Consider the following 21,050-nt stretch of genomic DNA (forward strand, 5'->3'; position numbering starts at 1 on the left):
AGAAGACCCGCCGTGCCGAGCGGCAACAGATGAATAACCTACACGAAAACCCAAACCAACGCAAACCGGCATGACAAACCGACGCTGAAACCGTTGCAACGACAGCGTTCCCACGGCGTGTCGCAAACAAGCCAAACCAAAGCTCAACAACGCCGTTACTGCACAACATACGCTCCAAACGTGTCCTGCAAGGAAACAAATTCAGAAATATGAGACACCATTGGCAAAAATTCAGGCGCAATCACCCAGCAATCGCACCCAGCATTCATCACTTCTCGTTCATCGAACCCGGGTATACCTGTAATCATGACGAAGAAAATTGCTGTATTAACTGGCGCCGGCATCTCTACCTCGGCCGGCATTCCTGATTTCCGCGGCCCGGACGGCGTCTGGACCAAGCACCCTGAACAAACCAGTGTCTATGACATTGACCTGTTCATGAACAATAAGGAAGATCGCGAGTATTCCTGGCGCTGGCAGAAAGAGTCACCTGTGTGGAATGCTCAGCCGGGCGCTGCTCATAAAGCACTGGTCAAGCTTGAGAAGGCAGGCATGCTTACATTGCTCGCCACGCAAAACTTTGATGCATTGCATGAGAAGGCAGGCAATAGTCCTGACGTCATCGTCAATTTGCATGGCACTATCGGCACTTCCCATTGCATGAAGTGCCACCAGAAGTACAACACTGCGGACATTATGGCCCGGTTGGATGAGGAACCGGATCCGCATTGCCATCGCAAGCTCAAGTATCGCGGCGATATGCCATGCAACGGCATCATCAAAACGAATGTGGTGTATTTCGGCGAAGCATTGCCAGACGGAGCTATGGAGAAATCCTACGATCGCGCCACCAAAGCCGATGAACTGTGGGTAATCGGCTCCACACTGGAGGTGTACCCGGCCGCGAGCATCGTGCCGGTGGCCGCACAGGCCGGAGTACCAATCACCATTATGAATATGGGCCGCACACAGTATGACCGTCTGGCCACGCGCCTGATTCACGAGGATATTGCAGTCGCCCTGCCAAAACTGGTAGATGAAACGATTGCAGCAGAATAACTGAGGTATGCACCGGCTCTTTTTCCTAGGCAGACATAGGCGAATCAACGTCATGTGTCCGCTCTGACTTTGCATGGTCCAATCGCGAATATGCTTCCATAATGGAAACCTCTGGATGAGTTATTCGGTATTCCTTAACTTCCTGCACGGGAATACGACGAACCTCCTCGCGGGTATCCGGAGACGACGAGCCGACAACGTCTCCGGATGCCCATCTGGCAAGTGTGTCAACGATTAGCGTAACGACGATAACCACAATGGCAACAATTCGATACCCCAGATACGCCAGCACGCATGCCCCCGCCAAAGCGAGCCATGGAGCAATCGCTCGAATCCAATGGCACATGTCTTCTCCTCTCATCATCTATATGCGACTGTATGACGTTCTGTCGTGGCGTTGAGTACGGCTGTCATACGAATAGGTGACATCTTGCATTGGAGGATTCCGCACCACCATGAGGCAAGGTCTATGGTGGTGGTATGGAGGCGAAACCGATTGCGTTGGCATTGCTGGACAACGATGAATTGACCTTGGGTGCGTTGAAACGGTATCTATGTTCACGCTCCCCACGGATACACGTTCTGTGGGCGACCACTAAAGGTCAAACTGCAATCAATCGTTGCCTCGACCAAGCCACTCGGCCCGATGTACTACTGGCTGATATGTCACTATCCGATATGGAAGGTGTTGATGTAGTGCGACGAATCCGACGCGCAACGCCTTTTGTTCCCATATTGGCGATTACGTCGTTTCCACTGAACAGATATGCGTCAGCCGCAGCATGTGCAGGAGCTCAAGGCATTGTAGCGAAACGTGATTTGCGGACCATCATCGAAGCCATCGAGCAAGTGAGCTCCAATCAGATATGGGCCAAATCATTATCTGAGCACGAGCTCACGCACGAGTTCATGACCAGCATCAGAGCACATGCCTTGGCCATATCCGAACAAGACATGCAGCACAGTCAACTGGAATCGACGGGAATCGTGCTCAAGGCACCACCGAATCTCTCGGAGCGTGAACGACAGACGCTGAACATGTATGCACAGGGGCATACCACTGGCCAGGTAGCCGAATCGCTTGGAGTATCAGTTAATACGATCAAGACTTATACGACCCGCATATTCACCAAACTCGGCGTCTCCAACCGAGGGCAAGCCATAGCGGTCTGGATGAGGCTTATAAATTGGGACGAGATGAACCGGCCAGCCCATACAGGCCAATAGCGACCTAGTTCCACGTCATCTGAACGGGTTACACAGGGCACTCATTGCCAGCAAAGTACTGCTTATATGGGAATTCCACCATAGACATCCCACCACACAATGGTGAACCACATTCATAATCATCTATGGCGCGAAAATGAAGGAGCTTCGATGGAAGCACAAGAGAATAACGGCAACGATCCGGCATGGGAAACAGTGAAACGCGACCTTCATAATGACGCTCACTCGTTGCGGCATTTCTTTTCATATGTCGTTCCCCTCGCATGCGGATATGCAATCGCCGCTCAAATCTGGAGCATAACCAATGACATATTCTGGTTGTTGCTGTCCGCAATCGCATTAATCGCCGTAATCATCTATTTTGCGGCATTTGTCATCAATGGTTTCCGCGGAACAGCTGCATCGGCACAAAGCAGTTCACAATCAGCGTCACAATCATCTTTACGACGACGTTGGATAAGAAAGATGGAGCAGATAATCGATAACGACCTGCTGTTCTTAGCAAGCGTAATCATCATTCCATTCATTGAACTGGTATTGGTCAACGTCGCCGGACATATGCTGAGAGGTTCAGCATTACGGTGGGCACAATCAGTAATCTGTCTTATATATCTGGTCTATATCGGTGTATTCCTGTTCGTGCAGGGACACCGTGTGATGATACGCGCAATGAAGACGCAACAGTTGGAAGCTGAACGGGAACAGGAACGGGCGGAGGCATTGGCGAGAGACAATGCAATTGCCAGCAAAGCGCACGATAGCGTAACCGGCATGCTGTCGTTCATCGCGTTCACGGCGCAAAACAACATGGCTCATTCCAGTCACACAGGAGACAATGCCGATACAACGGATTGGGCTGAAGTGAACCAAGCGGCGTTGAATGCACTCGATAATGTACACGCGATTATCCGTCTGTTGGATCAACAGCCTCGGGAAGGCGTACAAACCGTCAACGATGCGTCGGATGTGCAGGAACAACGTGCCGACAATATGCGTGACACCGTATTCACCCTTATCGCAAAGACCTGCGCAGAAGGCGATCGACGGCTGCATCTGCTCGGATTCCAGGGCGAGGCAATCATTCATCGTTTATCAGAAAAATCTGATGAACCCGCTGATAACCTGTCGGACAGCTATCTGACGAACGAAAACCTGACCAATCTCATCACCGAGCTGTACACGAATATCAGCAAATACGCCGATAAAAGCGAGCTCTATTATCTAACCATCACATGGGATTGCGATGAACTCACCATCATGCAATCAAACGGCGTTCTTCTCAGTCGAAAGAACGCCGATGAGCATGGCACGACAGCGGACATGCCAGGATTGCACCAAGGTCTCACACTGCATCGCCGGAACATCGAGCGACTGGGAGGCACTGTCAACTCCTGTATTGAAGATGGGGAGTGGACCTTGTACATCCGCATACCGTTCTAGCCAAGAACGAAGTCTCTTTCCCCAGTCGCATCAATGCGGCAGCCTGTCCTGCGACTACTCGTTGTTCAGTAGATGCGCTTGGGCTGGAAGCCGGCTTCCTTGAGGGCAGCGAGAATGCGGTCGATGTGGTCGGGGCCGTTGGTTTCAACAGTGACGCCGAGCGACACCGCGTTCGTGTAGTGGCCGGATGCCTTGAACTGATCGTGGTCCAGGGCAATAACATTCGCGCGCTCTTTGGCGAGCAATGTGGCGACTTTGACCAGCTGGCCTGGCGTATCAGGCAGTTCGACCTCGAAGTTCATGATGCGGCCGCGGGCGATCATACCCTTCTGAATCACGGCACCCATAGTCACGGTATCGATGTTGCCGCCGGACATAATCGGCACCACAACATGCGGGCCATTAGCGGCAGCAAACTTGCGGGAGCGCAGGTTCAGATGCTCCAACGCAGCCAATGACACAGCGCCGGCAGCCTCAACCACCAGCTTGTGCTTTTCGAGCATGAGCAGAATCATCTCGTTGATGTCGCGCTCGGTAACGGTTACCAGATCGTCCAGGAATTCGTTGAGCAGCGCGTACGGCAGGTCGCCCGGATGCTTGACGGCGACGCCTTCAGCGGAAGTAATCACCTGATCGGCTTCGGTAACGCGGCCGGCTGCGAACGAATTCTTCCACGCCGGGCTGCCTTCCGGGATTGCGCCGATCACGCGCACTTCCGGCTTGAACGTCTTGATGGCGAGCGCCACACCTGCGCCCAGACCGCCACCACCGAGTGGCACGACCACATCGGTGACGTTCGGCACATCTTCGAGAATTTCAAGGCCGATAGTGCCCTGACCGCAGATGACCTCGTAGTCATCGAACGGCGGCACGTAAATCATGCCTTCGGTTTTGGCGAGCTCAGCGGCATGAGCGGCGGCTTCGTCAAACACATCGCCGTAGAGCACCACGTCAGCACCGTATGCCTTGGTGGCATCCACCTTGAGCGGCGGGGTGATTTGCGGCATACAGATGGTGGCCTTGGCACCACGTTCGCGAGCGGCGTATGCCACGCCTTGCGCATGGTTGCCTGCAGAAGCGGTCACGATGCCACGGGCCAGCTGCTCTTCGGAAAGGGATGCGATCTTGTTATAGGCGCCACGAATCTTGAAGGATCCGGTGACCTGAAGATTTTCCGGCTTCAGAAGAATCTCATGGCCGGTCATCTCACTCAACGTTGGGGAGGGAATGATCTCCGTGTGGCGGGCAGTGCCCTTGAGTCGTTCGGCGGCAAGCTTCAGTTCCGCTGCGTGATCACGTTGCAGCGCCTTCAAAACATCCTTTTGTTCCATGGTATTTCATTGTAAAACGGCGGGCCGTTAGGCGCGGCCCGCCGTCTCAGTAAGCGCTCACTTACACCATTATTGGCAGCATTACAGCTGAATGGCGATGCCCTCCCATGGGTCGAGCTCGCGGTTGGCGAGGGAGACCACAGCGTGGCTGGCATCGTAGGTGCTGATCAGCACATCCGGCTCGGTGACGCCAGCGGCAACCAGTTCCGCTGCATCATGCGGCAAATCAACCGTGCGACCGGAGAGATTGACCACTACGAGCAGACGCTCGGAACCCAACGTGCGGGTGAAAGCGTACACGTGCTCATCATCAGCATCAATCAGCTCCCAGTCACCGGCAGCAATTACTGCCTTTTCGTGACGCAGTGCAATCAGCTGCTTGTAGAAGGAGTACACCGAATTCGGGTCGTCGAATTCGCTCGCTGCATTGATTTCCGCATGGTTCGGGTTTACGGAAATCCATGGTTCGGTAGCGGCATCCGGAGCAGTGAAACCGGCGTAGGTCGAGCCGTCCCACTGCATTGGCGTACGGGAGTTGTCGCGACCGCGCGCAGCGATACCGGCCATCATTGATTCCGGAGTCTGAACCTTGGCTTCCTCAACACGCTGGCGATACGCATTCAGCGATTCCAAATCACGGTACTGATCAAGACGAGTGAAATGAGCGTTCGTCATGCCCAGTTCCTCACCCTGATAGACGTACGGCGTGCCACGATGCATGTGCAGCATGAGACCCAATGCTTTGGCAGAGCGGACGCGATTCTCCTCATTGGAGTCGTCGCCCCAGCGAGACACTACGCGCGGCTGATCATGGTTGCCAGTGAACAAGCTGGCCCAACCGGCCTTGGCGACTGCGGTCTGGTAGCCGGCCATGATGCGCTTCAAGCCAGGCAGGTTCAGCGGCAGCGGCTTCCACTTCACGCCCTCGCAGTCGAAGTCCACATGCTCGAACAGGAAGAGCATATCCAGCTCGCCATTCACCGGATTGGTGATGTGCTCATTGCGCTCCGCGGTAATGCCCGGAGCTTCGCCCACGGTGAGGAAGCCGTCACGGCCGTTGAACACTTCGCGACGCATTTCAGCCAGGAATTCATCCTGACGTGGGCCGTCCGCACAGAACGGGTTCGGGTTGGAATAGCCTTCCTCGCCCACAGGCAAATCCTCGAGTTCAGAACCGAACTCTCCAGGCAACTTGCCATTGACGTCCGTGCGCTTGGAAATCAGAGTGATAACGTCCATACGGAAGCCGTCAACGCCGCGATCGAGCCACCAGTTCATCATGTCGTACACCGCGCGACGCACAGCAGGATTCTCCCAGTTCAGGTCAGGCTGCTTCTTGGAGAACTGATGCAGATAGTATTCGCCACGCTCCGGGCTGTACTCCCATGCGGAGCCGCCAAAGTAGGAGCCCCACTGGTTTGGCTCGGCACCGGGAGTGCCTGGCTCGTGGCCCGGACGGGCTGGACGCCACCAGTACCAGTCAGCATGCGGATCGTTCTTATCTTTGGAAGCTTGGAACCATGCGTGCTCGTCGGAGGTATGGTTCACGACCAGGTCCATCACGATCTTGAGGCCGCGCTTGTGAGCTTCGGCAAGCAGTTCGTCCATGTCTTCGAGGGAGCCGAACAGCGGGTCGATGTCCTGATAATCGGAAATATCGTAGCCGTTATCGTCCTGCGGAGACTTGTACACCGGGGACAGCCAGAGCACGTCCACGCCGAGATCGGCAAGGTAGTCAAGACGAGAAGTGATGCCCTTGAGATCGCCGAAGCCATCGCCGTTGGTGTCTTGGAAGGAACGGGGGTAGATCTGGTAGACCACGGCATTGGACCACCACGGATTCGGGGTGGCACCGTTGGTACGAACGGAGTCGGGGATTACAGTGCGCTGTGCAGTAGTCATCGTTACGGCCTTTCTAGTGTGGAATCATCGTTGATTAATACTTGGTAACTATTCAAACAGCCCGATGGTTTTATTCCCATCGGGCTGTTTAACGGGCGTGCCGGAAAGTAATTACTTCACAGCGTCCTGCAATTACGGACTCGCCTACGGCGAGACTCATCATTGCCTCGCGAGTACGCGGACTATCGTCCGCCCGAGCCGGGAAACAGTCCACTGGACTGTTTCCTTAATCGGCTCGTCTCGCTCGGCGCTGTGAAGTAATCGACCGCCTACGGCGGACTGCCATTCTGCCTCACGACTGTCGTCGTTCGGGGGAGCCTATAAACAGCCCACCGGGCTGTTTATTTAACGGCTCCCCTCATCACTCCACCGACAACCCACTTTTGAGCGAAGATGTAGACGACTAGGATCGGGGCCATGGCCATCAGGTAGCTGGAGAATGCCATCGGGTAGTTGGTGGCGAACTGCGAGCTGAAGACGTACTGGGCCAGCGGGATGGTCTGGTTCGACTGATCTGTGAGCACAATCAACGGCAGGAGGAAGTCGTTCCAAGCCCACAGTGCGGTCAGGATGGCGATGGTGGCGTTAATCGGGCTCATCAGCGGGAAGATGATGGTCCAGAAAATACGCCAAGTGGATGCGCCATCAATGCGTGCCGCCTCTTCCAGCGAAACCGGAATCGAACGGATGAATCCAGTTGCGATGAACAGGTTGGTACCCAAGCCGAGCACGGTGTACAGGATGATCAGACCGATCTGATTGTCCAGGTGCAGGGAGCCCATCTGCTTGGCAATCGGCAGCATGACGACCGGGAATGGCACGAACATGGCAGCGATGAAGAAGTAGTACAGGAAGCGGAAGAATCGCTTATCCATGTTGCGGGCCACCGCGTAAGCCACGAACGTGTTGGTCAGCAGGGTCAGCACCACGGCGGCAACTGTGATGATTGCCGAGTTGAGTGCGGCCTTCGGATAGTTGACCTTGGCGGAAGCATCGGCGAAGTTATGCCACTCCCAGGAAGTCGGAAACGCGAACGTGCCGGCTTCGGCCGGGGTTTTCAGTGCGGTGACAACGGTGAAGTACAGCGGCACCAGAATCGTCAGCGACAGCACAGCCACAGCGGCGGTCAGCCACCAGTTGATGTTGTGGTCTTTGCGGAACTTGGCCGGCGCAGCACCGGACTTAGGAGATGAAGTAACGGTTGCAGTAGTCATAATGAATCCTCTCCCCGCGTAAATCAGATCTGTTCCTGGCTGCGAGAGATGCGCAGCTGAATGAAGGCGATAATGGCCAGAACGATGAAGAAGAGCACAGCGTTAGCAGTCTGGTATGCGTATTCGCCACCGGTCAAACCGCCCTTCCAAATGAGGTAGGTGACCGTTTCCGTGGCCGAGTTCGGGCCGCCATCGGTCAATGCCACCACCTGATCGAAGGTACCGAGTGCATTCTTCATGGAGAGCACGAGGTTGATGGTGAAGAACGGTCCAATCAGCGGGAAAGTGATCTTCCAGAACTTCTGCCATGCGTTCACGCCGTCGATGGCGGCTGCCTCGTAGATTTCATCATCAATGGTCTGCAGACCGGCCAGGTAAATCAGCACGGAGTAAGCCACGCCTTGCCAGACTGCGAGGAAGACGATCGGAATCCAGCTGAGCTGCTCGTTGGTCAGCAGCGAAGTGGACAGCCAGTCAATGCCGAGCGCCTTGCCGAGTTCCGGCAGCGGGTTCATGAAGATGTACTTGAACACGTAGCCGATGACCAGCACGGAGAGGGTGTACGGCACGAAGAAGATGGCCCTGAAGCCGTTCTTGAAGGCGATCTTCGAGTTCAGCAGTACCGACAGGAACAGTGCAATCACGTTGATGAGCACGGTGATGGCCACTGCGATCAGCAAGGTGAACAGGTAGGCGTGTCCTACGCGGTTGTCTTGGAAGAGGGCGATGTAGTTCTTGAAACCGATGAACTTGTAGTCGCCGTAGCCCTGGGAGTTGGTGAAGGAGTACTTCACGCCGTCCACGAATGGCAGGTACAGGAAGAAGGCGAAAATGATGGCGGCCGGAACAGCCATCCAGTAGAAGGTTGGATCAACCTTGCGCTTGGAGAAGGTGGAAACCTTCTTTTTGGCGGTTTTAGTTGGCTTTGCAGCGGTTGCATTAGACATGATTGCTCTCCTCTCCTACTCGTCACTCGAAGGTCCTGGCCTGGACCTTGTCCCATTCGGTCTGCATCTGGTTCAGGAACCGGTCGGTGTTACCAGAGGTCACCATGGTCTGCAGGTAACCGCCGATGTTGATGGAGGAAGGGATGTAGTGGTCGCAGAAGTCGGCCAGTCGATTCTCCTCGAAGAACGGGCGCACGGTTTCGAGCGCATCGTTGCCGAAGTACGTGTCCTTGAGCGGGGTGATGGCGGACTGGGCGTCAGCGTAGGAATCCAGCTGCTCCTTCTGCATCATGAATTCCACCAGCTTCATAGCCTCTGCCTTGTGCTTGGTATTGGCACCGATGGTGAGCATCACATCATCGCCTGCAGTAAGAATCTGCTCGCTGGCATCATCAGTAGCCGGCATTTGTGCGAAGCCCAGGTTGATGTCCTTGTTAATCAGCAGAATCTGCGGAATTGCATAAGTACCAAGCGGAATAATCGCGGCCTTGCCCTGAGCGAAGCTTTGCGTGCCCTGCTGATAGGTGACGCCAGTGTCTGCAGTGGAGTAGGTGAACAGGTCGGCTTCCTTCTCGACCGTGGTCTTCCACAGCTCCTGGAAGGTAGTCTTGCCCTGCTTCAGTTCGGTGTACTTGGATTCCGGAACCAGCGTGCCGGCCAGCGAAGCGAGCGGTGCCTGCGTGGTCCAAGCGTCTGCTACAGTGCCCTGAATCGGGTTGATGTCTGCTTCCTTGAACTTGTTGAGCATGTCCGTGAACTCGGTCCACGTGGTGGGCGGGTTCTCCGGGTCAAGGCCGACCTGCTTGAAGAGGTCCTTGTTGTAGATGTAGCCGGAGGCGTTGCCGGCGAACGGCAGACCGTACAGGCGCTTCTTGGCCGGATCGGTGGTCTGCACGAGGTTCTTGGCGATGTTCACCATGCCCGGGTTGAGCGTATCCACAATCGGCTCGTCGGTGAAGTCGTAGAACACTCCGGAAGCGGCGAACATGCCGAAGCTGATGTCGCCGTTGAACGTGATGACGTCCGGCACACGGTTCTTCACGAAGCGGGTGCGCAAATCGGTTTGTGCGTTGGCAGAGTTGTTGATGTTGACCTTGATGGTCGGGTTTTGCTTCTCAAAGTCCTGAACGATGGCCTTGAATGTGTCTGCAGCCTCGGACTTGAACTGGAAGAAGTCGAGAGTGACGGTTCCTGCGGTGCTGGAACCACAGCCTGCCAGGCCAAAGCCCACGGCGAGCGCGCACACCGTTGCGGCCACGCGTACACCTAAACGCTTCAGTCTGGAAGTTGGATATAGGGAATCTGAAAGCATTGCTGACTCCTTTGTCTTTCCTTCCACCGCCAGCTCCAACACTGGCGGCAATTCCTCCACTCTCAAAGGTAACGATTCAGGGTTTTCATTCCCAGTGCCTGCGAGCCTGCTTGCGTAGGCAAGTAAAAACGCGCTATTTTGTGATTAACGCAATTAATTATTCGCAAAGGGGCATAAATTGGCTGATTCCAATGCGATTCCACAATGGTTTGCCGGTTCTGAGCATACGCACCGCGTGGCGGCAGCTGTGGCACAGTACGGACCGATCGCTCGCACTACGTTGGCTCAGATGTTGGGACTGAGTCAAGGTGCACTTTCCCGTATTACCAGTGATTTGATTTACGCGGGGGTGATTGAGGAGCTTCCGGCGAGCGCGACCGCTGGAATGGTTGGCAAATTGCCGGAACGGTTCACACCGAAGGAGAGTTCTGATCGGCGCGGCCGCCCGCAGACTTCGCTGATGTTGTGTTCGAACGCTCGCACGTTTGTGGGCGTGAAGGTACATGGCACGTCGATTGTTTCCGCTGCGGTGAACGCGCATGGCGAAGTGGTATCCGGCCGCCATGAGCTACCCATCGGCGAAGATCAGTCGCCGGAATATGTGGCTGCGTCGATTGCGCAATTGACTGCCGACTGCACTGCCGATGTGATTGCCACCGGCCTGCCCTCCCCCACTGCGGTTGGCGTGGCTGTGGGCGGTCATGTGGTGGAGGATTCGGTGGTGACGTTCGCGCCATTCCTGCACTGGGAAGGACCCACTGATTTGGGAGCCATGGTGGCTCAGCAGACCGGACTACCGTGCGGCGTGTTCAATGACATTGATTCGCTACTGGTGGATGCCTCATGGTTTGGCCCGGGAGTCGGGTTGGATATGTTCGCTGTGGTGACAATCGGCGTCGGCGTTGGCTATTCGCTGGCCGTGCATGGTGAGCCGGTAAGTTATCCGGATAAAAGCTATGGTTTGGTGGGCCATGTGCTGGTTGATCCGGAAGGCCCACGTTGTGTGAGCGGACATATTGGTTGTTCGCAATGTTTGACTGATGATTCCATTGCCGAACAGTATTCGGCGATTGTGGGCAAACCAGTGACGTTTGAGGACTTTGCTCATGACGCTCGTGCCCGCGTACCGCAGGCTACGCAGCTGGTGAATCGTACGTGTTTCCGACTGGGTGCGTTGGTGGCGATGGTGGCGAATATCGCCATGCCTGGCCATGTGATGATTGCCGGCGAATCAGCGTTTTTGGCCAAGCTTGGTACTGATTCGTTGCGCGACGGCATCCGGTATTACCGACATAGTCAGACCCAGCCGGTGAAGTTCACGATTATGAACCACGACTGGCAGCTCTGGGCCAAAGCCGCCGCCAGCCGCGTCATCGTAAAGCATATTGGGTGACGGTCGCCTACGTGTCCGTCGTCACCGATATTGGCTGTATCGGCTGTACTGACTGTAACTGACTGTCGGTTTTTCGATATCGACTGTAGGATTTCCAACGTTGACTGTCGGATTCCTAACATTGACTGTAGGATTTCCGACGAAATATGTTCGAAAACCTACAGTCAATGTCGAAAAACCTACAGTCAGTGTTCAAAAACCTACAGTCTATAGCTGCCAAGACAACACTTTGTCTAGCAGACAGAGATTGTCAGCTTAACGCTACGGCCCAGCAATTTCGGACTCGCCTACAGCGAGGCTCAGCATCACCTTCGCTCACCTACCGGCTCGCTCAGGCCGTCGCTACCGACAATCCACTGGATTGTCAGCTTAACGCTACGGCCTTGAACAGCACAGCCTGCTGGGGGTGGAGGGACGGCGGGCGGATGCCGTAGCGCTGCAGGGCTTCGCCGGTCATCACTACGCCATCTTCGTTCCACCAGCCGAGCGTGCTCTGACCGTTGGTCAGACCAGTCAGGTCGAGGCTTGGATCCAGCGGGGTCACTCGATAACGACGAGCAGGATCCAAACCAGGGAGCCTCACCGGAGCGGCCGGATAGGTTTGGCCAGTAGTCAGCTGAGTGAAGCGGTAAATCGCAGCATCACGGCTCGGCATCACCATGCCGTCCAAACGCACGGCCGGATCATTGGCATCAGCGTGCACGCAGGTGTCAATGGCGAACCAGTCACGATGCTTCTTGAACTCGGCCACCCACACAGCCAGCTTGGCGAGCGCATCCTCCGGCTCCTTGAGCAGATTCCACTCGATGCCCATGTGACCGAAGAAGGCCATCGCCATGCGCAGCTCCTGGCTGGTGGCGCGCTGAGTGGAGTGGGCCGGGCTGGCACCCACATGCTCGCCCATCATGGCCGGCGGCACCAGCAGCGACGTGTACCGCTGAATATCCGCACGCTCCACCGGGTCCACGCAATCGGAAGCCCAAATACGATCGGCATATTCCAGAATGCCAAGGTCCACGCGGCCGCCACCGGACGAGCAGCTTTCAATCTCAAGACCAGGATGACGAGTCTTCAGGCCCTTGAAGATCTCATATACGGCCAAGGTCTGTGCGTGCACAGCCGGGCGGCCGGAACGACGAGAGCCAGCTTCCGTCACGAGCTTGTTGTGGTCCCACTTGATGTAGTCGATTTTGAGCTCGCCCACCAGCGAATCCATCGCGTTAAAGACATAGTCAAACGCATCCGGATTGGTTAAATCAAGCACTTGCTGGCTGCGGCCCTGCATTGGCAGGCGTCCGGCAGTCGGAGACAGAATCCAATCGGGGTGAGCACGAACCACGTCGGAATCAATGTTCACCATTTCCGGCTCGAACCAGAGGCCGAACTGCATGCCTTTGGCATGCACATAGTCGGCAAGCGCCTTCAGCGACTTATCGCCATCCGGCCACACATCCTGGGAAATCTGCCAATCGCCGAGACCGGAAGTATCGTCGCGGCGGGAACCGAACCAGCCGTCGTCCACAACGAAACGTTCCACACCGGAGTCAGCAGCCTTGTCGGCGAGCGCCGCCAGCGTATCGAAGTTGTGGTCGAAGTACACGGCTTCCCAGGTGTTCAGAATCACCGGGCGACCGTGCGCGAACAGGCGCGGGTGGCGGGAGCGCACGTATGCGTGGAATCGCGCGGCAATCTCGTTCAGGCCATCGCCGAACGAGCCGAACAGCCACGGGGTCTCGTAAGAACTTTCGCCTTCACCCTGCGGAGCCAGCGTCACTTCGCCGCCGAACAGGAGTTCGCCGCCGCCGATGATGCCCTGCGTATACGGCAGTCGTTCAGCGGACAGCACCGAGTTGCCGCTCCAGCCCACATGCACGGAGTAGGCCTCACCATGCTCAAAGCCAAAGCCTGGCATGCCTGCAGTCAGCAGCAGAGAAGCGTCAAAGTCAGGGCGGCCGGCAAGCTGCGGCTTTTCAAATCGGCCAACAGTCAGCGGCTGACGCTGCGGGCTACGTTCGCGCAGATGATGGCCCGTGGTGGTGAGAATCTCACCAGCGAGCTCAGGCACCGGGAAGCCTAGTTCGATCTTGCCGACTTCAAGATTGGCTGCAGCGGCACTATCAGCGGCACCTTCCGGAGCACCCAGGTTGGTGACAGTCGCCTTCTGGCGAGCCAAACCGCCGTCGAGCAGTTCGAGTCGCCATTCGATAGCGAGACCGTTCTCTTTGTCTTCAGCGGTGACCACAACGCCCGGCACACGAACCGGGCCGGTGGTGCGAGTGTGGCCGGTCACATCCGTGTAGCTGTCCGCACTTACCGCGTCGAGGCTGGCGGAAAGCACACCATCAATATCGATATTGGTAACGGTGAACTTCGGGAACAGTTCAATGCCTGCGCGGCGCAGCACCACGCGCGGCTCACCAATCCAGCTTTCCGCCTGAGTCGGCAGCACAGAAGGCCAAGCAGTTTCGTCAAGCGCGCCAGAGACGCGCTGTGGCTTCAACGCATCATAAGCGTCGAGCAAGGTTTCAGGATTGGCGAGAGGACGGCCCCAATGCACGATGCGCGGCAGCTCACCCCCTGCAAAAATCAGGCCAAGCGCCACATTGGCGGTGGGCTGGGCAAGGTAGACGGCGGTGAGTTCGGTACCGTTTGATGCGGTTCCAGTGAAGGTCAATGCTTCGTTCTCGGCCATGGGTCTGGTCTCCTTTGACATTGGCTGGAATGGTTCTGTACTGCTGATTCGATGGTAGAAAGAATCGAATATGTTGACTTCATGCCGCGTGTTGGCTGAAGAAAGTAAGAAAAGAGGACGCTAGCTAACGACGTGCGGCAAAGAAATCGGTAAGCAGCTGCTGGCAATCGCGTTCAAGCACACCGCCATATACGTCAGGCACATGCCCAACATGCGGGTCGCGCGGAATATCCCATACCGAACCGCAAGCGCCCAGTTTTGCATCCCAAGCACCGAACACAATCGAACCGATGTGCGTTTGCACGCATGCGCCGGCACACATCGGGCATGGTTCCAACGTGACCACAAGCGTGTAGTCGGCGAGATTCCACGCATGCTCAGAATCATCACCGTCTTGCCGTGCGCGGTATTGCGCAGCTTCGCGCATGGCAAGAATTTCGGCATGCGCCAGCGGATCACCGTGAGTTTCGCGAGTGTTATAGCCGCGCCCGATAATCGTTCCTGAACTATTCAGCACGATGGCGCCCACCGGCACATCGCCAGCAGCAGCGGCTTGTTGCGCGAGTTCTATTGCAGTGCGCATTGCTTGTTCGTGCAGCATAGGAGACATACGACGAGTCTAAACCGTTGCGTCTCATGTTCGGCGCTCGGCTTAACGCGATTTACCAATAGATTTCATATACTAGCCGGGACCCGAGGTAAGAAGAGAGGCAGGTCATGGCAGTTTTTGAACTCATCCTATGCATTATCGCGGCAGTGGTAGTGAGTTCGTTCGCCAGTCGCTTCATTCCTAAAGTCTCCACGCCGCTCGTGCAGATTGCACTGGGCGTACTCGTGGCATATCTGCCGTTCTTCCCGAATGCGCAGCTGAACCCGGAATTGTTCATGGTGCTGTTCATCGCACCGCTGCTGTATCTCGAAGCGCATGAAATCGATAAGTCTGCGCTACTGAAAACCTTGAAATTAAGCCTTTCGCTGGCTATTGGATTGGCGATTGCGACGATGGCGGCTGTCGGCTTTATTTTGCATGCCGTCTGGCCTGCGATTTCGCTTGCCTCCGCGTTGGCTCTCGGCGCAGCATTGGGGCCGACCGATGCCGTGGCCGTCAGCTCGCTGGGCAAAGAGGCTTCGCTCTCCCAACGTCAGCGAGGCGTGCTCAAAGGCGAGTCGCTGTTCAACGATGCGTCCGGCATCGTGGGCTTCCAATTTGCATTAGCCGCGGCGTTCACCGGAACATTTGCCGTGGGCCAGGCTGCCGGCGAATTTGTAGTGTCTTTTATTGGCGGCACTGTGTTCGGCCTCGTGGTGGGCGCGATTGCCAACTGGGTGTTCGAAACCGTGCGATCGCTGGGTTGGGAAACCACCACTACGCGTATTCTGATGGAGTTGTTCCTGCCATTCCTGCTGTATTTGGGCGCTGAGGAACTTGGCGTATCCGGCATTTTGGCGGTAGTGGCGGCTGGTTTGTTCATCCGATTCGACCGCAGTGGCGTGGGCCCGAATGTGGCGCGCACGAATATTGTGTCGTCCTCAGTGTGGGGCGTGCTCAGCTTCTCGCTCAACGGTGCTGTGTTCATTTTGCTGGGTATGCAGCTGCCGCAGGCGATGACTGCCAGCTGGTCTGATCCGTACATCAATAACACGCTACTTATCGGCATTATTCTGCTGGTGACTGCGGTGGTGATTGTGCTGCGATTTATTTGGGTTGCAGCCATGCTGCGCATTGCGCGCGATATGAATACCGGCAAACGCCGCAAGATGACTCTTGAACGTTGGCGCTCTGCGGCAGTGATGACCTTTGGTGGACCAAAGGGCACGATTACACTGTCCTTGATGTTTACGATCCCGTATTACATCGCGGGTGGCGCTGTGTTCCCGATGCGCGATGAGTTGATTTTCATCGCTTCCGGCGTCATTGTTATGACTTTGATTCTGGCTAATTTCCTGCTGCCGCTGCTGGCTCCGAACCGCGGCAAGGATCCGAGTGCGGAAATGATTCCTATCACTATTGAGGTGTTGCGCTCCACAGTAGAGGAATTGACTGGCCGAATCACACCGGAAAACCGTCGTGCAGTATTGATGGTTATTGATTTGTACACCAAGCGCATCAGCCGATTGAAGCAGCGCAACGGCGATTCCGATCCGCAAGGCTTGGAGCGACTCCAGATTGAAGCATTGCACTGGGAGAAGGAGTTCGTGCGCGATCGACTCGCGGAGGCGAAGGCGCATCCTGATGCGAATGCTGCCACGCAGGAGCTGAATGTGGAAGCTTGCGAGCGCATGCTCGACCAAATCATGAACACGCTGCGTCACGCGTCTACCGACCCGGCTTCCGGGCATACGGTCTCTCAGATTCGCGGACGTGCACGCATGCTGCAGCGCCGAGTCAACAATTACGCGAAACGCACGATTTCCAAGATTCGTCACACTACGCCGCTGGTGAGCGAAGACCAGATTTTCACTCGCACGCGCGAATTGCAGATTGAAGCGATTCATCATGTGATTGATCGCTTGGTGGATGAAATGGGCAATAGCACCTACAACACTGAGCATTGCTCTGCACTGCTCTTGGATTATCGACGTGCTGAAGCGTCACTGCAGGCTCGCCCGAATATGAGCGGTACTGCGGCCATGATTAGCCAAGTTGAGGAAGTCAAGAAAGAAAGCTACGCCATCGAACTCGGCGTGATTCAAGACATGCTCGAAGCCGGCGACATCAACCGAGCCCAAGCCAAAACCCTGCGCCGCAACATTTACGTTATGCAAGTTGATGCCGATTCCGGCATCTAACTTGCATAACCGTCGCGGCATAGCCGCTCCCCTCGCCTACAGACAGCCCACTGGGCTGTCTGTTATACGGCTCGGCAAGTCGACGCCGACTCCGGCATCTAACTATTTTCTGCTGACCTTCAGCGCTACCCAGATGCTGCGAATCAGGAGAACGGTCAAGTATAGGGCGAAGAGTATTTCTCCGGCGCGAGGGCTCATTGCGCCGGCAATCCATGTGCCAAGGGGTGCGGTTATCGCAGCCACGATGCCGATAATAAGGCCGGCTTTAGCGTGAACCATCTTGCGCCGCACATTCGCCACCGTAGTAGTGACAGCATTTGGGAACATTGCCAGCAGCGACGTGCCGCGCGCAATCAAATCGGATGCTCCGAACAGAATCGAAAGCGACGGCACACAAATCGCACCACCGCCCACGCCCAGCAATCCAGCGAGAATGCCAGCCAGCACGCCGAACACAATCATCAGAAATCCAGTAAGCAAATTCAAATCAATCGACGAATCACGTGAGGGCACAAAAATCAACTGGCTCACAATAATGAATGCCATAAATGCCACAAAAGCCCAACGCAGCACAACCTCAGGCAATCGAGACAGGAGCAGCGAACCAATCTGTCCGCCGACGAACATGCCTAAGAACATAAGCAGCGCAGCAATCCAATCAACATTGCCATTAACCGCATAAGCCAGCACGCCGGATACCGCAGTAGGCACAATCGCCAACATAGAGGTTGCAGCAGCGTGGCGCTGAGTCAAACCAAGCCATACCAGCGCCGGCACAATAATCGTGCCGCCACCAATGCCAAATAATCCAGACAACAGGCCAACCAGCACGCCCACCAAAGCCATCACTGCGATGCCACGCGGAGACTCATCCAGATGATTCTCTTCAGTACTCACTTCGCTCATGGGACTTTAGTCTATGACCGCAGCGCGAACGGCCTGCTGCTATGTCCGATTGGTGCAAGGCTTACAGCACGCCGGAAGTAATGTCGTTATCAAGCAGCCATTGCCGCAAATCGGCAAATTCCTCGAGACTCACATTGTGATCGAGCCCGTGATAGCTCTTGGTTTTCAACCACGTATGTTCCTCAAGCCATGCGGCGGTGGCGAACAGCTCGTATTTCGGCACAACACCATCGTTTTTGCCATAGGTGTAGAACACGGGGATATCCAATTGCGCAAGGCGATCGTCGGCCGGAGAAGTACCCGGCACTTGGCCCGGGGCATTGAATCCGGAAAGGCTGATCACTGCACGGTATCGTTCCGGATTAATGCGCAACAGATGCACTGCGACCAATCCGCCTTGGGAGAAGCCGAGCGGCACAATATCGCGGTCAGCAGGAATATTGGCGCTCACCCAAGCGTCAACAGCACAAGCCGCAGCATACGCGTCATAATCAAGGTCTTCGCCGACCGGCAAAGAACCGTGCAGCCAAGCATAATTACCGGGGTCTCGGGAATCCGCAGACGCTTCAGCTAAGGTGAACGGACCACGGAGTGCAACGAAATCATTGTAGGGAGCAATCAGCCGCATAATATCCGCCATCTCCTGCTCATTGGAGCCCCATCCGTGCAAGCATAGGAAGAGCGGATGCGTGAGGTGTTGGTTGAATCCGCCGCGCGAAGGCAAGGCATGTTCCACCGTTATAGGGTCGCCATAATGCCCTGGCACTTCCGTGGATTCACGGCCGATTAATGGCTGGTACGCGTTGGCTTCATTGCTCATAGCAATCCAATATAAAGGGTTCCTATTGAGGATTGCGCATGATGCTTATGATTTCGGTCACACCAGCAGTATCCAGCCACTGGTAATGGGCCGCTGCGTTACTGGTTTATTGAACGGAATCGGTGCTTGTGGTATCGGCGGAATCGTCGGCTGCGGTAATGGTTTCAAGGTCTCCGCCCCACTGCTGCTGCAATGCGGTCATCTTGTCTGCCTCGCCAAACACCATCCAACGTTTGCCGCTGAGTAGTCGCCAATCGCCTTGAGCATTTTCATTGTCAGAGTATTGATTCAGCAGTTCTGCAATCTTCACCTTGATCGGCGATTTGCCTACTGATGCCATTGTTTCCGATTCAAATGACACAAACGCCATACGAGGCTCCGTGCACATCTGCACTGTGGTCACACCCGGGAGACCGCCAGCATCCAGACCTTGCCAGCCGGACGCGCATTGGCCAGCCGCCTGCTCGATACCTTGTTCCATTTGCGCAGTATTTTCTACTGGAGCTTTGTCATTGTCCGGCAAAATCAAGCCTTGTGGAAACAGCACGCCCACAGCCACGCCGACTACCAAGCAGGCGCAGGCCAGCATGATGGTCACGATGCCGCCACCGCCCACGCCACCATGCGTGGAATTGCGCGGCATTGTGGTTCTTGCTCCGATCACAAACATTAAGGTCAGGCCAATAAGCGCGGCAGCAGTCGCCGCAATATAACGGCCAGGAACAGTAACCAAGAACGATATGGCGTATGGTGCGATTTCATGCACTGCCGATGATGCTGCAGCAGCCACTGCCAACAGGCCGGTGAACAATGCTAAACGCCTGAGTATTTTGGAGGCAGGACTGTCGACCTTCAACTTGCGAGATCGCTTATTTGGACGCTGCGGTGTGCGCTGATTTCGAGCACGCACGGATTGATTCTCGTCCTCGTATTCGGCACCGCCGAAAAAGTCATATTCTTCGCTGTTCTTCCCCATACAACCGCCCTCTCTGCCGACTGATTGTCAGTATACCGCCGAGGCACAGGCATGGCAGTCATTCCGGAGGATGAGTAACTGGTGGAGCAGCGTAAGCAAAAAAGAACCCCGGCGGTGCGGGCCGCCGGGGAGAGAAAGGAGAGAGAGAAGAAGAAAGGGGTTCAATTATCGGGAACTGCTGCTGTTCCTGATCAGCTTTCCGCTGACATCTTTTATATAACCATTGGATTCTGTGTTTAAAGCTGAGGTTTTCTGAGAATAACCTGAGAATTCTGGCTTGCGAAAGGCTTACTAGCAGCTCGGTTCTGCTGTCTCTGCCCTATTTGTTTCCGCACTGGGCGCTAGACTTGGGGACAATACTGTAATTCAAGGAGTTTCTATGCTGCTGTCCGACCGCGATATTATCGCCGCACAGTCCGCTGGCCATATTTCACTCGAACCGTGGACCCCAGAAATGGTGCAGCCTGCTTCCATTGATGTGAGGCTGGATCGTTATTTCCGTTTATTCAACAATCATGCGTACACCTATGTTGATCCGGCAGAAAATCAAGGTGCGCTAACCGAACAGTTCGAGGTTGGCCCGGATGAACCGTGGATTCTGCACCCGGGTGAATTTGCCCTCGGCTCCACATGGGAATATGTCAAGCTTGATCCGACTATTGCAGCTCGCTTGGAAGGTAAGAGCTCGCTGGGTCGTTTGGGTATTTTGACTCATTCCACTGCAGGCTTTATTGATCCTGGTTTCGAGGGGCATATCACGCTGGAGCTGTCTAATGTTTCCACGCTGCCAGTCAAGCTGTGGCCGGGCATGAAAATCGGCCAGATGTGCTTCTTCCAGTTGAGCTCTCCAGCCGAGCACCCGTATGGCTCCGCAGGTACCGGTTCACATTATCAGGGTCAGCGCGGCCCGACGCCAAGCCGTTCTTACGAGAACTTCTATCGAGCTCATATCGACGACTGAGGCCACTTTTCGTCTATCCAACACAGATGGCTGCAACCATCTGATGACTACTCACCGGCCTATGCACCGGTGCTTTGCTC

At 55.5% G+C, this 21,050-nt stretch carries 17 protein-coding genes; 6 read left to right on the forward strand and 11 right to left on the reverse strand.

Going from position 1 to position 21,050, the window contains the following annotated elements; genetic code table 11:
- Positions 1 to 306: 306 nt before the first annotated feature.
- Positions 307 to 1,059: a Sir2 family NAD-dependent protein deacetylase gene (locus AC1AY0_RS11450; protein WP_476524982.1), complete on the forward strand. Its 753-nt coding sequence runs from the start codon at positions 307 to 309 to the stop codon at positions 1,057 to 1,059.
- Between the two features lie 25 nt (positions 1,060 to 1,084).
- Here AC1AY0_RS11450 and AC1AY0_RS11455 read toward each other — a convergent pair whose 3' ends face one another.
- Positions 1,085 to 1,423 (reverse strand): hypothetical protein, encoded by a 339-nt coding sequence (locus AC1AY0_RS11455; RefSeq protein WP_476526470.1) that lies wholly within the window; start codon positions 1,421 to 1,423, stop codon positions 1,085 to 1,087.
- Between the two features lie 116 nt (positions 1,424 to 1,539).
- Between AC1AY0_RS11455 and AC1AY0_RS11460 the strand changes: the two genes are divergently transcribed.
- Both AC1AY0_RS11460 and AC1AY0_RS11465 read left to right on the forward strand, forming a co-directional pair.
- Positions 1,540 to 2,286 (forward strand): LuxR C-terminal-related transcriptional regulator, encoded by a 747-nt coding sequence (locus tag AC1AY0_RS11460; RefSeq protein ID WP_476526472.1) that lies wholly within the window; start codon positions 1,540 to 1,542, stop codon positions 2,284 to 2,286.
- A 150-nt stretch (positions 2,287 to 2,436) separates the two neighbouring features.
- Positions 2,437 to 3,726 carry a hypothetical protein gene (locus tag AC1AY0_RS11465; protein ID WP_476526473.1) on the forward strand — a complete coding sequence of 430 codons (1,290 nt, stop codon included), beginning with the start codon at positions 2,437 to 2,439 and terminating at the stop codon, positions 3,724 to 3,726.
- A 65-nt stretch (positions 3,727 to 3,791) separates the two neighbouring features.
- Here AC1AY0_RS11465 and ilvA read toward each other — a convergent pair whose 3' ends face one another.
- The 5 genes from ilvA to AC1AY0_RS11490 form a co-directional block, all read right to left on the reverse strand.
- The gene (gene ilvA, locus AC1AY0_RS11470; RefSeq protein WP_476524978.1) at positions 3,792 to 5,057 is read right to left on the reverse strand and encodes a threonine ammonia-lyase; all 1,266 of its coding nucleotides are present in this window, start codon (positions 5,055 to 5,057) and stop codon (positions 3,792 to 3,794) included.
- Between the two features lie 81 nt (positions 5,058 to 5,138).
- Complete coding sequence (locus AC1AY0_RS11475; protein WP_476524977.1) at positions 5,139 to 6,959, reverse strand: glycoside hydrolase family 13 protein; 1,821 nt, start codon at positions 6,957 to 6,959, stop codon at positions 5,139 to 5,141.
- 341 nt (positions 6,960 to 7,300) lie between these two features.
- The gene (locus AC1AY0_RS11480; protein WP_476526474.1) at positions 7,301 to 8,173 is read right to left on the reverse strand and encodes a carbohydrate ABC transporter permease; all 873 of its coding nucleotides are present in this window, start codon (positions 8,171 to 8,173) and stop codon (positions 7,301 to 7,303) included.
- A 23-nt stretch (positions 8,174 to 8,196) separates the two neighbouring features.
- Entirely contained in the window at positions 8,197 to 9,120 is a 924-nt protein-coding gene (locus tag AC1AY0_RS11485; protein WP_476526477.1) for a carbohydrate ABC transporter permease, read from the reverse strand.
- Positions 9,121 to 9,142: 22 nt separating this feature from the next.
- Positions 9,143 to 10,432, reverse strand: coding sequence for an ABC transporter substrate-binding protein (locus AC1AY0_RS11490; RefSeq protein ID WP_476526478.1), 1,290 nt, complete (start codon positions 10,430 to 10,432; stop codon positions 9,143 to 9,145).
- 178 nt (positions 10,433 to 10,610) lie between these two features.
- Here AC1AY0_RS11490 and AC1AY0_RS11495 point away from each other — a divergent pair, with 178 nt between their 5' ends.
- Positions 10,611 to 11,825 carry an ROK family protein gene (locus AC1AY0_RS11495; protein WP_476526480.1) on the forward strand — a complete coding sequence of 405 codons (1,215 nt, stop codon included), beginning with the start codon at positions 10,611 to 10,613 and terminating at the stop codon, positions 11,823 to 11,825.
- Positions 11,826 to 12,189: 364 nt separating this feature from the next.
- Here AC1AY0_RS11495 and AC1AY0_RS11500 read toward each other — a convergent pair whose 3' ends face one another.
- Both AC1AY0_RS11500 and AC1AY0_RS11505 read right to left on the reverse strand, forming a co-directional pair.
- Complete coding sequence (locus AC1AY0_RS11500) at positions 12,190 to 14,517, reverse strand: alpha-galactosidase (RefSeq protein ID WP_476503852.1); 2,328 nt, start codon at positions 14,515 to 14,517, stop codon at positions 12,190 to 12,192.
- A gap of 124 nt (positions 14,518 to 14,641) precedes the next feature.
- Complete coding sequence (locus AC1AY0_RS11505) at positions 14,642 to 15,118, reverse strand: nucleoside deaminase (protein WP_476503854.1); 477 nt, start codon at positions 15,116 to 15,118, stop codon at positions 14,642 to 14,644.
- Positions 15,119 to 15,234: 116 nt separating this feature from the next.
- Between AC1AY0_RS11505 and AC1AY0_RS11510 the strand changes: the two genes are divergently transcribed.
- Positions 15,235 to 17,307: a Na+/H+ antiporter gene (locus AC1AY0_RS11510; protein ID WP_476503851.1), complete on the forward strand. Its 2,073-nt coding sequence runs from the start codon at positions 15,235 to 15,237 to the stop codon at positions 17,305 to 17,307.
- Positions 17,308 to 17,409: 102 nt separating this feature from the next.
- Here AC1AY0_RS11510 and AC1AY0_RS11515 read toward each other — a convergent pair whose 3' ends face one another.
- From AC1AY0_RS11515 to AC1AY0_RS11525, 3 genes are all read right to left on the reverse strand, one after another.
- Positions 17,410 to 18,213: a sulfite exporter TauE/SafE family protein gene (locus AC1AY0_RS11515; protein ID WP_476503850.1), complete on the reverse strand. Its 804-nt coding sequence runs from the start codon at positions 18,211 to 18,213 to the stop codon at positions 17,410 to 17,412.
- Between the two features lie 61 nt (positions 18,214 to 18,274).
- Positions 18,275 to 19,033, reverse strand: a complete 759-nt coding sequence (locus AC1AY0_RS11520) for an alpha/beta hydrolase (RefSeq protein ID WP_476503849.1) — start codon at positions 19,031 to 19,033, stop codon at positions 18,275 to 18,277.
- A 106-nt stretch (positions 19,034 to 19,139) separates the two neighbouring features.
- A complete protein-coding gene (locus tag AC1AY0_RS11525; RefSeq protein WP_476503848.1) occupies positions 19,140 to 20,009 on the reverse strand; it encodes a hypothetical protein in 870 nt (289 codons plus the stop codon).
- Positions 20,010 to 20,388: 379 nt separating this feature from the next.
- Between AC1AY0_RS11525 and dcd the strand changes: the two genes are divergently transcribed.
- Positions 20,389 to 20,970, forward strand: coding sequence for a dCTP deaminase (dcd, locus tag AC1AY0_RS11530; RefSeq protein ID WP_476503847.1), 582 nt, complete (start codon positions 20,389 to 20,391; stop codon positions 20,968 to 20,970).
- The last annotated feature ends 80 nt before the right edge of the window (positions 20,971 to 21,050 follow it).

Source organism: Bifidobacterium sp. LH_416, from assembly GCF_056357055.1.

Bases quoted from the DNA above. Each gene is read 5' to 3' on its own strand.
- AC1AY0_RS11450 (WP_476524982.1), top strand. From the start codon at position 307: ATGACGAAGAAAATTGCTGTATTAACTGGCGCCGGCATCTCTACCTCG.
- AC1AY0_RS11455 (WP_476526470.1), bottom strand. From the start codon at position 1,423: ATGATGAGAGGAGAAGACATGTGCCATTGGATTCGAGCGATTGCTCCA.
- AC1AY0_RS11460 (WP_476526472.1), top strand. From the start codon at position 1,540: ATGGAGGCGAAACCGATTGCGTTGGCATTGCTGGACAACGATGAATTG.
- AC1AY0_RS11465 (WP_476526473.1), top strand. From the start codon at position 2,437: ATGGAAGCACAAGAGAATAACGGCAACGATCCGGCATGGGAAACAGTG.
- ilvA (WP_476524978.1), bottom strand. From the start codon at position 5,057: ATGGAACAAAAGGATGTTTTGAAGGCGCTGCAACGTGATCACGCAGCG.
- AC1AY0_RS11475 (WP_476524977.1), bottom strand. From the start codon at position 6,959: ATGACTACTGCACAGCGCACTGTAATCCCCGACTCCGTTCGTACCAAC.
- AC1AY0_RS11480 (WP_476526474.1), bottom strand. From the start codon at position 8,173: ATGACTACTGCAACCGTTACTTCATCTCCTAAGTCCGGTGCTGCGCCG.
- AC1AY0_RS11485 (WP_476526477.1), bottom strand. From the start codon at position 9,120: ATGTCTAATGCAACCGCTGCAAAGCCAACTAAAACCGCCAAAAAGAAG.
- AC1AY0_RS11490 (WP_476526478.1), bottom strand. From the start codon at position 10,432: ATGCTTTCAGATTCCCTATATCCAACTTCCAGACTGAAGCGTTTAGGT.
- AC1AY0_RS11500 (WP_476503852.1), bottom strand. From the start codon at position 14,517: ATGGCCGAGAACGAAGCATTGACCTTCACTGGAACCGCATCAAACGGT.
- AC1AY0_RS11505 (WP_476503854.1), bottom strand. From the start codon at position 15,118: ATGCTGCACGAACAAGCAATGCGCACTGCAATAGAACTCGCGCAACAA.
- AC1AY0_RS11510 (WP_476503851.1), top strand. From the start codon at position 15,235: ATGGCAGTTTTTGAACTCATCCTATGCATTATCGCGGCAGTGGTAGTG.
- AC1AY0_RS11515 (WP_476503850.1), bottom strand. From the start codon at position 18,213: ATGAGCGAAGTGAGTACTGAAGAGAATCATCTGGATGAGTCTCCGCGT.
- AC1AY0_RS11520 (WP_476503849.1), bottom strand. From the start codon at position 19,033: ATGAGCAATGAAGCCAACGCGTACCAGCCATTAATCGGCCGTGAATCC.
- AC1AY0_RS11525 (WP_476503848.1), bottom strand. From the start codon at position 20,009: ATGGGGAAGAACAGCGAAGAATATGACTTTTTCGGCGGTGCCGAATAC.
- dcd (WP_476503847.1), top strand. From the start codon at position 20,389: ATGCTGCTGTCCGACCGCGATATTATCGCCGCACAGTCCGCTGGCCAT.